Here is a 16,450-nt window from a genome sequence, read left to right as displayed (position 1 = left end):
ATTTCCCCATAATAACACTCCCCAAATCCCTATCATTTTACAATGATTTATACCCTCATACTATCTTACCCATCTATGCACTGTAAAGAATTTTAAGAGGTTTCTTGTAGAATTATGTTGTAATAACGCAAATAAAACAAATTATTTCTCATTTTATGTCGAATTATGCATCTTAAATTTATCATTTCTCATTTCGCTTATCCTGTTATAGGGCGCATCTTTTGATTCATTACATTTTTCTACTCATTCCTATCTCACTCATCCCAATTAAGGCATCCAAGTCTAAAATATCAATCACTCGTTTACTTACCGCAATCCATTTCCACTTAGCAAATAGATTGAGTTTTCGGCTTAGCGTTTCTGCGGTTGTTCCGATCATTGCTGCGATTTCTTTTTTGGATGCCGGCAAAAGGATCTTTCTTGGATGAGCCTTATGTGCCAGAACTGCTGCATCCTTTGAATAGAAGTACATGATGATTTTGGCCAGTCGCTGCTCCACCTCTAGCATATGCATTGCTCCAGCCCAATCTTCCGCATAATGAAGCTGCTCACTCATCGACAGTAAGAAGTTATAAGCCAGTGTCGCATTACCGGCCAATAAAGGAAGAAACTGTTCTCTACGCAAGGAACATACCGTACCCTCTTCCAGCATCTCCGCATTAACATAACTCTCTGTGTTCTTCAGCATGGAGAACTGACCACAATAATCCCCCGGGAACAGAAACCGCAAAATATGCTCCTTTCCATCCCTGCTGCTTTGAGTAAGTTTAATCATCCCCGTATGCAATACAAATAAAGCATCCGATCGTTCACCTTCAGCACATACCAGATTTCCCTTTCTATAGCGCTTCGACTGAGTAATTCCCTCTATAAGTGCTACTTCTGCATCTGCTAGACCTTTAAATACCGGTACACGCCGAACACAGGAAGATAAATAACAACTAGAACAGGACATGTTCTGCCTCCCTTTAAAATGATATTTCTACCATAACAAAGGGTTATCTTTATCCCATGTGATCCCCCTCACGATGATTTTGAACAATTGATCTATATCAAGGACTCCATTTCTTTTGGCTGTCACAATAGGCATATAGGAAAAAGATTATTCAGGAGGGAATGCTTATGCTGCAATACAGCTTTGAAGATATGAAGAAAATGAACCGCGCTCAGCTTGGTAATATGGTTCCACTAGAGCTATTCCGCACGATACGCCTTATCGGACTAAACCAGGGGCTTCCTATGGGAGGCAAGGCAACTACACTGACTATTGGGCGCAAAATCGGAGAGAGTCTGCCAGTGCAAAATTTAGACGAGCTGCTGCAGCTGTTTGAGGAATTGAAAATTGGCGTTCCACGGATTGTTTACAGGGATGAACACAAGATCAATATCGCTGTTGATGACTGTTTTTGCAAAGGGCTACCTGAGCTTGGGGAACAAATGATCTGTGATTTAGAAGGTGCAATCCTTGAGGGGGCTATGTCCAAAATTATGGGACGTAAAATTCCGATCAGAGAGATCAAGTGCAATGCTAGTGGGCATGAGCACTGTGAGTATGAAATTAGGCTGTAACTAAATAATCCGTGAGGAAAGGACGAATTACTTATGCAGAAATTGATATTATCCGAAGCTATTCAATACCAAGAGGATCGTTTTACAAAAAGGATTCTCTTTCAAGAAGGCGAAAGTGTCTTGTTCGTACTAAATTTCCTGCCTGGACAGCAATTGCCCACACATACGCATCCAGGAACTGATGTTTACATTCTGGTGCTTGATGGCAACGGCACAGTCACTGTGGACGGAGTCGATAATGAGATCATCAAAGGCGAGGTTATCCACATCTGTGGAGAGGAAGCATTCGCTTTTCATAACAGCGGAGAAATACCAGCAAGTCTGCATGTCGTATTATGCAAGATTCCTGATGCAGCCTATACTTGCAACTTATAGATATGTATGTTGTCACTAAGAAAACTCTGTTGCCGCATTCAGCGAAGCAGAGTTTTTTTGCATGTCCCTATGTATCTACGTATCAATGTATATAAAAAAACAGAGGATCTTCGTGAGAAGATCCTCTGTCCTTATGTTCAGCGACTATCCTAACGGATAGAGCTAAATTACTTAGTGATGGATGCTACTGCACCGGCACCAACTGTACGGCCACCTTCACGAATGGAGAACTTAGTACCTTCTTCAATCGCGATTGGGGAGATCAGGGAAACAGTTACAGTGATGTTGTCACCAGGCATAACCATTTCAGTACCTTCTGGCAGGTTGATGATACCAGTTACGTCAGTTGTACGGAAGTAGAACTGTGGACGGTAACCAGTGAAGAAAGGCTTGTGACGGCCACCTTCTTCTTTAGTCAGAACGTAGATTTGAGCACTGAACTCAGTGTGTGGCTTTACGGAAGCTGGTTTAGCCAATACTTGGCCACGCTCGATGTTGTTACGGTCTACACCACGAAGCAAAGCTCCGATGTTGTCGCCCGCTTGAGCGGAATCCAGCAATTTACGGAACATTTCAACGCCCGTAACTACGGATTTCTTAGTTTCTTCGTGAATACCAACGATTTCGATTTCTTCGCCCACTTTAATGGTTCCGCGTTCTACGCGACCAGTTGCCACAGTACCGCGGCCAGTGATGGAGAATACGTCCTCGACAGGCATCAAGAAAGGCTTGTCAGTTTGACGCTCTGGAAGTGGAATGTACTCATCGATGATGTTGAACATTTCAACAACTTTTTGAGCCCATTCGCCTTCTGGGTTTTGAAGAGCTTCACGAGCGGAACCACGGATGATTGGAGTGTCGTCGCCTGGGAAGTCATACTCGCTCAGCAAGTCGCGAACTTCCATTTCAACCAATTCCAACAACTCTTCGTCTTCAACCATATCACACTTGTTCAAGAAGACAACGATGTAAGGAACGCCTACTTGACGGGACAACAGGATGTGCTCGCGAGTTTGTGGCATAGGGCCGTCAGCTGCGGATACAACCAGGATAGCTCCGTCCATTTGCGCTGCGCCAGTGATCATGTTTTTAACATAGTCGGCGTGACCAGGGCAGTCTACGTGTGCGTAGTGACGAGCAGGAGTTTCATATTCAACGTGAGCTGTGGAGATAGTGATACCGCGCTCGCGCTCTTCTGGAGCTTTATCGATTTGGTCGAATGCTACAGCAGCACCACCGTAAGTTTTGGACAATACAGTAGTGATTGCAGCAGTCAGAGTTGTTTTACCATGGTCGACGTGACCAATAGTACCAATGTTAACGTGTGGTTTAGTACGTTCAAACTTTGCCTTTGCCATTTGAACAATTCCTCCTTAATATGTTTTCCTATTTATTAGAGCCGTCCGCCTACAAGTTTATCTAGATGACTGATCGGTATATCGGACGGCAAGTTAAAACGGGTAATTATTCTCCGCCTTTGTTCTTAACAACGATCTCTTCCGCAATGGATTTAGGAACTTCTTCATAGTGAGAAAGCTCCATCGAGAATACGCCGCGTCCTTGAGTACCGGAACGGAGAGTTGTGGAGTATCCGAACATTTCGGAAAGAGGTACCTTCGCACGAATAATTTGAGCACCACCACGGGAATCCATACCTTCGATCCGTCCACGGCGGGAGTTCAACATACCCATTACGTCGCCCATGTATTCCTCAGGAACAGTTACTTCCACTTTCATGATTGGCTCAAGCAAGATAGGTTTACACTTATCTTTAGCTGCTTTAAGCGCCATCGAACCGGCAATTTTAAATGCCATTTCGTTGGAGTCAACATCATGATAAGAACCATCTACGATGGTAGCCTTAACGTCTACAAGCGGGAAGCCTGCAAGTACGCCGTTTTTCATTTGCTCTTCAATACCGGCAAGAGCAGGTGCGATGTATTCTCTTGGTACAGAACCACCGACAATTTTGCTTTCGAATTGGCTGCCAGTACCCGGCTCGAGAGGTTCAAATTCAACCCATACGTGACCATACTGACCGCGACCGCCGGATTGGCGAACGAATTTACCTTCAACGCGTGCTGGAGCTTTGAATGTTTCACGGTAAGCAACCTGTGGTTTACCCACGTTGGTTTCTACCTTGAATTCGCGGCGCATACGGTCGATGATAATATCCAAGTGAAGCTCACCCATACCTGCCAGGATAGTTTGACCTGTTTCTTCGTCAGTGTGAGCGCGAAGAGTAGGATCCTCTTCTGTCAACTTACCGAGAGCAACACCCAATTTATCTTGGTCAGCTTTGGTTTTTGGTTCAACTGCGATTTCGATAACCGGATCAGGGAAGTTCATGGACTCCAAGATTACCGGGTGTTTCTCATCACAGAGTGTATCACCTGTACTTGTGTCTTTCAAACCAACGGCTGCCGCGATATCACCGGAATATACAATGGAGATTTCTTGGCGGCTGTTCGCATGCATTTGCAAGATACGGCCGATACGTTCACGCTTGTTCTTAGTAGCGTTAACTACATAAGAACCGGACTCCAGAACACCGGAGTACACGCGGAAGAATGTAAGTTTACCTACATAAGGGTCTGTCATGATTTTAAATGCCAATGCAGCAAACGGCTCTTCATCCGAAGAATGACGAACAGTCTCTGTACCGTCATCAAGGTGACCTTGAATCGCTGGTACGTCCACAGGAGATGGCAAGTAATCAACAACAGCATCCAGCATAAGCTGAATACCCTTATTTCGGTAGGAAGAGCCCGCGATTACAGGGAAAATCTTAACTTCAACTACGCCTTTGCGAATTGCAGCTTTGATTTCCGGAATTGTAATTTCTTCGCCTTCCAGATACTTCATAGTCAGATCTTCATCAAGTTCAGCAACTTTCTCGATCAACTCGGTACGCAGTTCCTCAACTTGGGCCAAATATTCTTCCGGAATATCCGTTACTTCGATGTTTTGGCCAAGATCATCTTTGAACATGTGTGCTTTTTGCTCAACAAGGTCGATAATACCAGTGAAATCACTTTCTGCACCAATTGGCAATTGAATAGCAACTGCATTGGCTTGAAGGCGATCACGCATAGTTTCGATTACGTTAAGGAAGTCCGCACCGATAATGTCCATTTTGTTTACATATGCGATCCGTGGAACGTTGTAACGGTCAGCCTGTCTCCATACGGTTTCAGACTGAGGCTCAACGCCCTCTTTCGCACTAAATACGCCTACTGCCCCATCCAATACACGCAGGGAACGTTCAACTTCAACAGTGAAGTCAACGTGCCCTGGGGTATCAATGATATTGATGCGGTGACCTTTCCACGCAGCAGTTGTAGCAGCGGAAGTAATCGTGATTCCGCGCTCTTGTTCTTGTTCCATCCAGTCCATTGTAGCTGCACCCTCGTGAACTTCACCGATTTTGTGCGTACGGCCTGTGTAGAAAAGAATCCGCTCAGTGGTAGTAGTCTTACCAGCATCAATATGCGCCATGATCCCGATATTACGTGTATTTTTTAAGGAGAACTCTCTTGCCATGGAATGGATCTCCTTCCAAAATAGAAGTTATTTGATTGACTAAAATCCTACCAACGGTAGTGAGCAAACGCTTTGTTCGCTTCAGCCATTTTGTGCGTGTCTTCGCGTTTCTTAACAGAAGCGCCTGTGTTGTTGGAAGCGTCGATGATCTCAGCCGCCAAACGCTCTTCCATAGTCTTCTCACCGCGGTTACGTGAATAGTTCACGAGCCAACGTAATCCCAAAGCAGTACGTCTTTCTGGCTTAACCTCGATAGGTACTTGGTAGTTCGCACCGCCGACACGACGAGCTTTGACTTCCAAAACCGGCATGATATTCTTGATGGCAGCTTCGAAAACTTCCATCGGCTCTTTACCCGTACGTTCTTGAATCAGCTTGAACGAATTGTACAGAATGCTTTGAGCGACACCTCTTTTACCATCCAGCATAATGCGGTTGATCAAACGAGTAACCAACTTGCTATTATACAATGGATCTGGCAGTACGTCTCTCTTAGTAACTGGACCTTTGCGTGGCATGGATATCCCCCTTTCTTAAATGGTTCTTACTCAAGTTTTAATCTTATTTCTTCACTTTAGGACGTTTTGCACCATACTTGGAGCGAGCTTGCATACGGTTAGCTACGCCAGCTGTATCCAGTGCACCACGAACGATGTGATAACGAACTCCCGCAAGGTCTTTAACTTTACCTCCGCGCAGCAATACAACGCTGTGCTCTTGAAGGTTGTGTCCGATACCCGGGATGTAAGCAGTCACCTCAAGACGGTTCGTCAAACGAACACGGGCATACTTACGAAGTGCGGAGTTTGGTTTACGTGGAGTCATTGTGCCTACACGAGTGCACACACCGCGTTTTTGCGGGGCGCTCAAATTTGTAGTCTCACGCTTCAGGGCGTTATACCCTTTTTGAAGAGCAGGAGATTTGGATTTGTCGATTTTGGCTTGACGGCCTTTACGAACCAATTGATTAATTGTTGGCATGTTGTGCCACCCCCTTCCTGAATTGATAACCTTCTTACGAACTTAAGTCCACAGACCCAGGTGGTTCATAAAAAGACAAATGAAAAGTCCTTGCTGCCGAAGTACACCCCGGTACAAAAACATTTCTAGATGCTTGCTATTGTTTTAAGACGGCTGCCATCGCAGCGCCCACTTCTATTCCGCAGGCCTTGCCCAAATTCAGCATCGTATCTACATAAGTGACCTTGACACCTTGTTTGTTACAAAGCATAACAATCCTGGAAGTAAGCCGTTGATCTCCGTCCTCTGCCACATATACTTCTGCGGCTTGGCCCATCTCCACCGCTTTGACGGTTTGCTTGGTACCGATCTTGACCTGAGCATCCTGTAATCCTCTATCTTCAGTCATGAAAGATCATTACCTCCAATGAACAAGAATAACAAGGCTACTCACGCACCTTAGACATATTAGCATTATCAGAAGGCCCTGTCAAGAAAATCAGCAATAAATTTATATATCCATACCAGGCAATCGCGTCACATCCAGCAATGCAGAAGTGACGCGAATACACTGACAATGGTTATTCTATTACTCGGCAGGAACTGTCTCTAAAGATTCCAGTTCTTCTCCCGCGTTTGGATCAGAAAGTTTTACATTGCGGTAGCGATTCATACCTGTACCGGCAGGAATCAGCTTACCGATGATAACATTTTCTTTCAGGCCGAGAAGTTTATCCACTTTTCCTTTGATGGCTGCATCTGTGAGCACGCGTGTTGTTTCTTGGAAAGACGCGGCAGACAGGAAGGAGTCCGTTTCAAGGGAAGCCTTGGTAATACCGAGCAGTACCGGTTTGGCAACTGCAGGCTCATTACCCGACAGGATAGCTTCTTTGTTCGCTGCTTCGTATTCATGAATGTCCGCAAACGCACCTGGCAGGAGATTGGTATCCCCGGCATCAATAATGCGGATTTTGCGCAACATTTGTTTGATCATAACTTCAATGTGCTTATCGTTGATCTCAACGCCCTGGTTACGGTATACACGCTGTACTTCTTGCAGAATGTAGTTCTGTACCCCGCGGATCCCTTTGATACGCAGCATTTCTTTAGGGTCAATCGAACCGTCTGTCAGCTCATCGCCAGCTTCAATCTCCTGGCCTTCGCTCACGCGCAGCCGTGATCCGTAAGTGATGGAGTAAGTTTTGGATTCCGCTTCACCTTGAACCTCGATTTCACGACGGTCTTTGGTTTCACGAATCTCCTTGATTACACCATCAATCTCGCTGATTGTTGCCTGACCTTTAGGGTTACGGGCTTCAAACAACTCCTGGATACGCGGCAAACCTTGTGTGATATCGTCTCCCGCAACACCACCGGTGTGGAACGTACGCATGGTAAGCTGTGTTCCTGGTTCCCCGATGGACTGTGCCGCGATGATACCAACTGCTTCACCGATTTCCACGTGCTTACCTGTTGCCAGGTTACGTCCGTAGCACTTCTTGCAGACACCGTGACGGGCACGGCAGCTCAGTACGGAACGAATTTGCAGTTTGGTTACGCCAGCATTGACGATCGCTTCCGCTTTGTCGGAATCAATCAGGTCATTGCGGTGTACAATGATTTCGCCAGTTTCCGGATGACGAACAGTCTCGAAGCAGTAACGACCTTCAATACGGTCATACAGATCCTCGATAACCTCTTTACCATCCTGAATACGGCTAACAGTGAACCCTTTATCTGTACCACAATCTTCTTCGCGAACGATAACATCCTGTGCTACGTCAACGAGACGACGAGTCAAGTAACCAGAGTCCGCTGTACGCAGCGCTGTATCGGCCAGACCTTTACGCGCTCCGTGCGTGGAGATAAAGTACTCCAAGACGGTAAGACCTTCACGGAAGTTCGCTTTGATTGGGAGTTCAAAAATTCGTCCGGATGGTGTTGCCATCAGTCCGCGCATACCACCAAGCTGAGTGATCTGCGATTTGTTACCCCGTGCCTTCGAATCTACCATGAGCATGATGGAATTGTAACGGTCCATTGATTTCAAGAGGATATTCGTAAGCTCGTCTTTGGTCTTCGACCAGATCTCAATGACACGGTCATACCGTTCGTCATTAGTGATCAAACCACGGCGATATTGGTTAGCAACTACGTCAACCTTCGCGTCGGAATCCTTCAGAATTTGTGCTTTTTCCTCAGGTACAACAACGTCGGATACGGCAACCGTTACACCGGAACGAGTGGAGTATGTGAAACCAAGCTGCTTGATCTTATCCAAGATCACAGATGTTTTGGTTGTGTGATAAGTCTCGAAACAACGAGCGATGATAAGCCCAAGATATTCCTTACCTACAGCACCGGCATCTGGAGCATTCATGATGCGCTCAAGAACATCGGCACCTTTTTCATAGATGAAATACTTATCAGGCGTACCATGGAGCAGGTTTGTTTTAGTTGCTTCGTTAATATACGGGAAGCTGCTCGGATAGATTTCGTTAAAGATAATCTTTCCGACGGTTGTAATCATCAACGCATTTTGTTGTTCTTCAGTAAAGCATGTTTTGTTAAGTGCCTTAACTGGAATAGCAACACGGGCATGCAGACCTGCAGTTCCACGCTGATAAGCTGAAACGGCTTCGTTTACGGTACGCAAAATCATACCGCTGCCCTTTTCTTCCTTGTTGTCCATGGTCAGGTAGTAAGTACCAAGGACCATATCCTGGGAAGGCGTAACAACCGGTTTACCGTCTTTAGGGTTAAGAATGTTACCAGAGGCCAACATGAGGATGCGGGCTTCAGCTTGAGCTTCTGCTGACAGAGGAACGTGTACCGCCATTTGGTCACCATCGAAGTCGGCGTTGTAAGCCGTACATACGAGCGGGTGAAGACGGATAGCATGACCTTCTACCAGAATCGGTTCAAACGCCTGGATACCGAGACGGTGAAGCGTAGGGGCACGGTTAAGCAGAACCGGGTGCTCTCTGATTACTTCTTCAAGCACATCCCATACTTCAGGACTAACGCGCTCAACTTTACGTTTTGCGCTCTTTATGTTGTGGGCAAGCCCTTTATTAACCAATTCTTTCATTACAAACGGCTTGAACAGTTCCAGCGCCATTTTCTTAGGCAGGCCGCATTGGTACATCTTGAGGTACGGTCCTACGACGATAACGGAACGTCCAGAGTAGTCAACCCGTTTACCGAGCAAGTTCTGACGGAAACGTCCTTGTTTACCTTTCAGCATGTGGCTGAGGGATTTAAGAGGACGGTTACCAGGACCGGTTACCGGACGGCCACGACGACCATTGTCGATCAGGGCGTCAACAGCTTCCTGGAGCATTCGTTTTTCGTTCTGCACGATAATATCAGGAGCACCGAGATCAAGCAGTCTCTTCAGGCGGTTGTTCCGGTTGATTACACGGCGATACAAATCATTCAAGTCAGACGTAGCAAAACGGCCACCATCCAATTGAACCATTGGGCGAAGCTCCGGTGGAATAACCGGGAGCACATCCATGATCATCCAATCAGGTTTGTTGCCGGAGTTGCGGAAAGCCTCGATAACTTCCAGGCGTTTGATCGCCCGGTTACGGCGTTGGCCTTGGGCCGTACGCAGTTCTTCTTTGAGGAATTCCAATTCCTTGTCGATGTCGATATCTTGAAGAAGCTTTTTAACAGCTTCTGCACCCATACCGGCCTGGAACCCGTAGCCGTATTTCTCACGGTAGCTGCGGTATTCTTTTTCAGACAGCAATTGCTTCTTCTCAAGCGGAGTTTCACCTGGGTCAGTTACAACATAGGAAGCGAAGTAAATGATCTCTTCCAGGGATCTTGGAGACATGTCCAGTGCCAGACCCATCCGGCTAGGAATACCTTTGAAGTACCAGATATGCGATACAGGAGCTGCTAATTCGATATGTCCCATACGTTCGCGACGCACTTTCGCACGTGTAACTTCTACGCCACAACGGTCACAGACAACACCCTTATAACGGACGCGTTTGTATTTACCGCAATGACATTCCCAGTCTTTTTGTGGTCCAAAGATACGCTCACAAAAAAGACCCTCTTTTTCCGGTTTCAATGTACGATAGTTAATGGTTTCCGGTTTTTTAACTTCTCCGCGGGACCAAGAACGAATTTTCTCCGGAGATGCGAGTCCGATTTTCATAAATTCAAAATTGTTAACGTCCAACAAGGAGCAACCCTCCTTAACCTAATCCTGATTTAGTACCGCTGGCCCTCCCTTGATCATGACAATCAAAAGAGGGCGCGGTCCTTTTGTAATGGAATTCCAACGTTTCGGGATCTATTAATCTACTCCGACTTCTGAGCCTTCCAAGTTGAGGCTGAGCTTGTCGCCTGACGTATCGTCCTCATCATCCAGTTCTTTCATCTCGATCTCCTGCTCATCACCGCTCAGGATTTTAACATCCATACCCAGTGACTGCAGTTCCTTGATCAATACTTTGAACGACTCAGGAACGCCTGGTTCAGGTACGTTCTCGCCTTTGACGATGGATTCGTACGTTTTCACACGGCCGACCACGTCATCGGATTTCACAGTCAGAATTTCTTGCAAGGTATAAGCAGCACCGTAAGCTTCAAGCGCCCACACTTCCATCTCTCCGAAGCGCTGACCACCGAACTGAGCTTTACCACCCAGCGGCTGTTGCGTAACGAGAGAGTAAGGTCCAGTAGAACGAGCGTGAATCTTATCATCAACCATGTGCGCCAGTTTGATCATGTGCATGACACCAACCGTAACTTCACGCTCAAAGCGTTCTCCAGTACGGCCATCATACAGAATGGTCTTACCATTACGCTGCATGCCTGCTTCTTCCATAGTGTCGAAGACGTCATTCTCACGCGCACCATCGAATACCGGTGTAGCGATGTGAATACCAAGACGCATAGCAGCCATACCGATATGCACTTCGAGCACCTGCCCGATGTTCATCCGCGATGGAACGCCCAGCGGGTTGAGGACAACCTGTACTGGCGTACCGTCCGGCAAGAACGGCATGTCTTCTTCTGGCAGGATACGGGCAACGACACCCTTGTTACCGTGACGTCCGGCCATCTTGTCACCTTCAGAAATCTTACGTTTCTGAGCGATGTACACACGAACCAGTTGATTCACACCCGGTGGCAGCTCATCGCCGTTCTCGCGTGTAAATACTTTAACGTCAACGATAATACCATCACTACCGTGAGGAACGCGCAAGCTCGTATCACGAACTTCACGTGCTTTCTCACCAAAGATTGCATGTAGCAGGCGTTCTTCAGCTGTAAGCTCCGTTACACCCTTAGGTGTTACTTTACCCACGAGAATGTCGCCAGCACTGATTTCCGCACCGATGCGGATGATGCCGCGCTCGTCTAGATTGCGCAATGCTTCTTCCCCAACGTTTGGAATATCACGAGTGATTTCTTCAGGTCCGAGCTTCGTGTCACGGGCTTCGGATTCGTATTCCTCGATATGGATCGAAGTGTATACATCCTCTTTAACCAGTTTTTCACTCAGCAGGATCGCATCCTCGTAGTTGTAACCTTCCCAAGTCATAAACGCAACAACTACGTTGCGGCCAAGAGCCAATTCGCCCATTTCTGTGGAAGGTCCGTCTGCCAGGATATCACCTTTCTTAACAACGTCGCCTCTCTTAGCCAGAGGACGTTGATTAATACAGGTACCTTGGTTCGAACGCATGAATTTGTGTAATTTATATTTAACGATATCGCCTTTAACTTCTTTGCCTTCGACACTCTCGACACGGCGCAGCCAAATTTCATTGGCAGAAGAACGTTCGATGATACCGTCATATTTGGAAACGATACATACGCCTGAATCCTTGGCAGATTTATGTTCCATTCCTGTACCCACGAGTGGAGCCTTAGGAATAAGCAGTGGAACTGCCTGACGTTGCATGTTGGATCCCATCAGTGCGCGGTTGGAGTCATCGTTCTCAAGGAACGGAATGAGCGCCGTAGCGACCGATACAACCTGCTTAGGTGATACGTCCATGTAATCGACGCGATCACTAGGCATGGATGTAATGTTATCCGAATCTTTGTTGTAACGAACGATAACCATGTCTTCTTTGAAAGAACCGTCTTCTTCCAACAGAACGTTGGCCTGTGCGACAACGTAGTTGTCCTCTTCATCCGCAGTCAGGTAATCAATTTGCTCAGTAACCTTACCTGTCTTCGGATCAACCCAACGGTACGGAGCTTCAATAAATCCGTATTCGTTGATGCGAGCGAAGGTGGACAAGGAGTTGATCAAACCGATGTTCGGGCCTTCCGGCGTTTCGATTGGACACATCCGGCCATAGTGACTGTGATGGACGTCACGAACCTCAAAGCCCGCGCGTTCCCGCGTAAGACCGCCGGGTCCGAGTGCGGAGAGACGACGTTTGTGAGTCAACTCTGCAAGCGGGTTGGTCTGGTCCATAAACTGGGACAGCTGGGAGCTACCGAAGAACTCTTTAATCGATGCGATAACCGGACGAATGTTGATAAGCGCCTGTGGTGTAATCGCATTGGCATCCTGAATGGACATTCTCTCACGTACTACACGTTCCATACGGGACAAACCGATACGGAATTGGTTCTGCAAGAGCTCGCCGACTGAACGCAGACGACGGTTACCCAAGTGGTCGATATCATCCGTATTGCCGATACCGTGCAGCAAATTAATAAAATAGCTGATTGAGGAAATAATATCAGCCGGAGTAATATGCTTGACCGCTTTGTCAATGTTCCCATTGGCAATCAGCTTGATTACCCGACCTTCTTCAATCGGCGAATAAACGTCGATCGTCTGAAGCGGGATATCTTCGCTATCAAGTACTCCGCCAGTTACGCGGTAGTTCTTGTGGGCAACATCTTTCTCAAAATGCGGGATCAGCTCATCAAGCAGACGACGGTCTACCATTTGTCCTGCTTCAGCTAGGATTTCGCCAGTGGTCTCATCCACCAAAGGCTGTGCCAGACGCTGATTGAACAGACGGTTCTTGATGTGCAGCTTTTTGTTGATCTTGTAACGACCTACATTAGCTAGGTCATAACGTTTTGGATCAAAGAAACGTGCAACCAGCAAACTCTTAGCATTATCTAGAGTAGGCGGTTCGCCCGGACGAAGACGCTCATAGATTTCGATAAGCGCTTTTTCCGTAGAGTCCGTATTGTCTTTATCCAGCGTATTGCGAATATATTCATCATTACCAAGCAATTCCAGAATCTCAGCATCACTGCCGAAACCTAATGCACGCAGAAGCACAGTAACCGGAATTTTACGGGTCCGGTCAATCCGGACATACATGATGTCCTTCGCGTCGGTTTCGAGCTCCAGCCATGCGCCGCGGTTAGGAATTACTGTAGCGGTGTAGGTTTTCTTGGCGTTCTTATCTACTTTTGTGCTGAAATAGACGCTTGGAGAGCGAACCAACTGGCTGACAATAACCCGTTCCGCACCATTGATAATAAACGTGCCGGTCTCCGTCATCAGCGGGAAATCCCCCATGAACACTTCCTGCTCTTTGACCTCACCGGTCTCCTTATTGATGAGACGCACCTTTACCCGAAGAGGAGCCGCATATGTTACGTCACGCTCTTTAGCGTCATCAACCGTATATTTCGGTTCACCCAGGCTGTAATCAATGAACTCGAGTACCAAATTACCAGTGAAATCCTGGATCGGCGAGATGTCCTGAAACATTTCCCGCAATCCCTCTTCCAAAAACCAATCATACGATTTTTGTTGGATCTCGATCAGGTTCGGGACCTCGAGAACCTCGTTAATTCTCGCATAGCTTCGCCGAGTGCGTCGACCATACTGAACAAGATGTCCTGCCAACTTTACTCACCCCTCATGTCTACTCACTTAAAAATTGATTGCGAACCCTTGTTTGGAACCGTATAATGGAACCATAACAGCAGGATCCAGCCCTAAATAAAGAAAGGCCCTTATCGAAAATCTTCGAAAAAAGAGCGCATTTATTTACGGCGAAAATACTCCTTATCCAGTAGATTTGCCCAAAACGTACATATTATACGTCAGCAAGCAACAGTTTATGCATTTGTCTTCACTATCAAGGCTTCGATATACCACCACAGACAATGAAGTACACTTTCGCAAAAACACGCCGTACGGCATGCGCTTGCCGGCCGACAATATATCACTTGACATTTCAGCAAACTAAAGACATGGAGCCTATCTTAATACTGACATTTTATAATAATACCACTATCAGTATCTCATGTCAACGGCCAAATGCCTTTTATTTTTGAGCTCTCAGGATTCGGTAGCCTCTGTCTTTCCCCACTTCTTCCACTAGCGAGAATAAACTCTCCAGCTTAGCCACTGCCGACGGTGAACCTTGTTTCTTCTGAATGACCACCCACAAGCTTCCGCCTACTTTCAGGTGCTCATAAGCTTCTTCAAAGATTTGATGAACTACTGCTTTTCCCGCCCGAATCGGGGGATTGGTAAGGATCACATCGAATTCCTGGCCCTTCACTACGCTGAGCACGTCGCTTTCCATTACCGTAACATTCCTTATCCCGTTCTGCTGCGCATTCTCGCGCGCCAGTTCAACTGCACGGCTGTTGATATCGATCATCGTTACATGCCCCTCTGGGACAAGATGTGCTGCACTGATTCCAATAGGTCCATACCCACAGCCGACATCAAGTACAGCCGAACCATCCGGGATCTCCATCATTTCTATCAGCACGCGACTACCATAATCAATATCGCCTTTGGAGAAAACACCGGCATCGCTGGTAAAGCTGAGGCTCTTCCCTCTGAGAACGGTATTAATCGTACGTCTGTTGTGACGCACTTCGGGCTGCTGCGAATAATAATGCTGCGACATGTCGCTCCTCCCTTTTCCTTAAACCATTAAATATAAAGTCATTCCCTATTCATACAGCAAACCCCTTGAACATGTTCAAGGGGTCTTTTGTAAGCCGGAAGGAATGACTTCGCTTCCGAACGCTGTACTTGAAGCTTTAATACTATTTCAATTCTACAGCTGCGCCAGCTTCTTCCAATTTTGCTTTGGTAGCTTCTGCATCTTCTTTGCTTACTTTTTCTTTGATTGGTTTTGGTGCGTTGTCTACGAGGTCTTTAGCTTCTTTCAAGCCAAGGCCTGTGATTTCGCGAACGATTTTGATAACGTTGATCTTGGAAGCACCAGCGCTAGTCAGGATTACGTCGAATTCGCTTTGCTCTTCAGCAACAGCTGCTGCTGCGCCACCTACAACAACTGGAGCTGCTGCAGTTACGCCGAATTCGTCTTCAATTGCTTTAACCAGGTCGTTCAGTTCCAATACGCTCATGCCTTTAATTGCTTCCAAGATTGCTTCTTTACTCATGATTGAACCTCCATTTTATATTTAAATTTGTTTGTGTTAATGAATTACACTGCAAAGAGCAAAGGCTTACGCGCTTTGTTCTTCTTTCTCAGCGACAGCTTTAACTGCAAGTGCGAAGTTACGCACTGGAGCTTGAAGCACGCTAAGCAGCATGGACAGCAAACCATCGCGGGATGGAAGCTCTGCCAGTGCCTTGATTTGGTCCGCGTCGATGACACGTCCTTCTACTACGCCGCCTTTCAATTTCAAAGCGTCGTTTTTCTTGGCGAACTCGTTCAAGATCTTAGCCGGAGCTACTGCATCAGTTTCACTGAATGCGATCGCTGTAGGACCAGTCAGAACTTCGTCCAACTCAGTCAATTCAGCCGCTGCAGTTGCACGGCGAAGCAATGTGTTCTTCAGGACTTGAAAGTCAACGCCAGCTTCACGAAGCTGCTTACGCAGTTCAGTTACTTGCGCAACGTTCAAACCGCGGTAGTCCGCAACAACAGTAGTTACGCTACCTTTAAACTTAGCAGTAACAACATCTACTGCATCTTGTTTAGCTTGAATTACTTTTGCATTTGCCAATGTATACACCTCCTGAAAATTTATGTGACGGCGTTCTATCCGAAAGATT

General features: G+C 46.7%; 13 protein-coding genes. 2 read left to right on the top strand and 11 right to left on the bottom strand.

Annotation, left to right across the window (positions count from 1 at the left end):
- Positions 1 to 229: 229 nt before the first annotated feature.
- Positions 230 to 955 (bottom strand): Crp/Fnr family transcriptional regulator, encoded by a 726-nt coding sequence (locus tag ACFVU8_RS28925; RefSeq protein WP_387432050.1) that lies wholly within the window; start codon positions 953 to 955, stop codon positions 230 to 232.
- A 167-nt stretch (positions 956 to 1,122) separates the two neighbouring features.
- Here ACFVU8_RS28925 and ACFVU8_RS28920 point away from each other — a divergent pair, with 167 nt between their 5' ends.
- Both ACFVU8_RS28920 and ACFVU8_RS28915 read left to right on the top strand, forming a co-directional pair.
- Positions 1,123 to 1,569 (top strand): V4R domain-containing protein, encoded by a 447-nt coding sequence (locus ACFVU8_RS28920; protein WP_387432048.1) that lies wholly within the window; start codon positions 1,123 to 1,125, stop codon positions 1,567 to 1,569.
- 33 nt (positions 1,570 to 1,602) lie between these two features.
- Entirely contained in the window at positions 1,603 to 1,944 is a 342-nt protein-coding gene (locus ACFVU8_RS28915) for a cupin domain-containing protein (protein ID WP_387432045.1), read from the top strand.
- 167 nt (positions 1,945 to 2,111) lie between these two features.
- On the opposite strand, the gene tuf is transcribed toward ACFVU8_RS28915, so the two are convergent.
- The 10 genes from tuf to rplJ form a co-directional block, all read right to left on the bottom strand.
- Positions 2,112 to 3,302, bottom strand: a complete 1,191-nt coding sequence (tuf, locus tag ACFVU8_RS28910; RefSeq protein ID WP_387432042.1) for an elongation factor Tu — start codon at positions 3,300 to 3,302, stop codon at positions 2,112 to 2,114.
- A 106-nt stretch (positions 3,303 to 3,408) separates the two neighbouring features.
- On the bottom strand, positions 3,409 to 5,487 hold the full coding sequence (fusA, locus tag ACFVU8_RS28905; protein ID WP_387432039.1) for an elongation factor G: 2,079 nt from the start codon (positions 5,485 to 5,487) through the stop codon (positions 3,409 to 3,411).
- 47 nt (positions 5,488 to 5,534) lie between these two features.
- A complete protein-coding gene (gene rpsG, locus ACFVU8_RS28900; RefSeq protein ID WP_019908219.1) occupies positions 5,535 to 6,005 on the bottom strand; it encodes a 30S ribosomal protein S7 in 471 nt (156 codons plus the stop codon).
- A 43-nt stretch (positions 6,006 to 6,048) separates the two neighbouring features.
- Complete coding sequence (rpsL, locus tag ACFVU8_RS28895) at positions 6,049 to 6,468, bottom strand: 30S ribosomal protein S12 (RefSeq protein ID WP_066367672.1); 420 nt, start codon at positions 6,466 to 6,468, stop codon at positions 6,049 to 6,051.
- Positions 6,469 to 6,604: 136 nt separating this feature from the next.
- On the bottom strand, positions 6,605 to 6,856 hold the full coding sequence (locus ACFVU8_RS28890) for a ribosomal L7Ae/L30e/S12e/Gadd45 family protein (RefSeq protein ID WP_066367675.1): 252 nt from the start codon (positions 6,854 to 6,856) through the stop codon (positions 6,605 to 6,607).
- Positions 6,857 to 7,036: 180 nt separating this feature from the next.
- The gene (rpoC, locus tag ACFVU8_RS28885) at positions 7,037 to 10,648 is read right to left on the bottom strand and encodes a DNA-directed RNA polymerase subunit beta' (RefSeq protein WP_175370350.1); all 3,612 of its coding nucleotides are present in this window, start codon (positions 10,646 to 10,648) and stop codon (positions 7,037 to 7,039) included.
- Positions 10,649 to 10,762: 114 nt separating this feature from the next.
- Positions 10,763 to 14,308, bottom strand: a complete 3,546-nt coding sequence (gene rpoB / locus ACFVU8_RS28880) for a DNA-directed RNA polymerase subunit beta (RefSeq protein WP_379469883.1) — start codon at positions 14,306 to 14,308, stop codon at positions 10,763 to 10,765.
- Positions 14,309 to 14,732: 424 nt separating this feature from the next.
- Positions 14,733 to 15,329 carry a class I SAM-dependent methyltransferase gene (locus ACFVU8_RS28875; protein WP_379469885.1) on the bottom strand — a complete coding sequence of 199 codons (597 nt, stop codon included), beginning with the start codon at positions 15,327 to 15,329 and terminating at the stop codon, positions 14,733 to 14,735.
- Between the two features lie 142 nt (positions 15,330 to 15,471).
- The gene (gene rplL, locus ACFVU8_RS28870) at positions 15,472 to 15,831 is read right to left on the bottom strand and encodes a 50S ribosomal protein L7/L12 (RefSeq protein ID WP_175370353.1); all 360 of its coding nucleotides are present in this window, start codon (positions 15,829 to 15,831) and stop codon (positions 15,472 to 15,474) included.
- Positions 15,832 to 15,897: 66 nt separating this feature from the next.
- A complete protein-coding gene (rplJ, locus tag ACFVU8_RS28865) occupies positions 15,898 to 16,401 on the bottom strand; it encodes a 50S ribosomal protein L10 (RefSeq protein ID WP_175370354.1) in 504 nt (167 codons plus the stop codon).
- Positions 16,402 to 16,450: the final 49 nt, after the last annotated feature.

Source organism: Paenibacillus sp. NPDC058177 (assembly GCF_042883835.1).
Taxonomy (GTDB): Bacteria; Bacillota; Bacilli; order Paenibacillales; family Paenibacillaceae; genus Paenibacillus_AQ; species Paenibacillus_AQ agri.
This window is presented reverse-complemented; position numbering and strand designations above follow the sequence as displayed.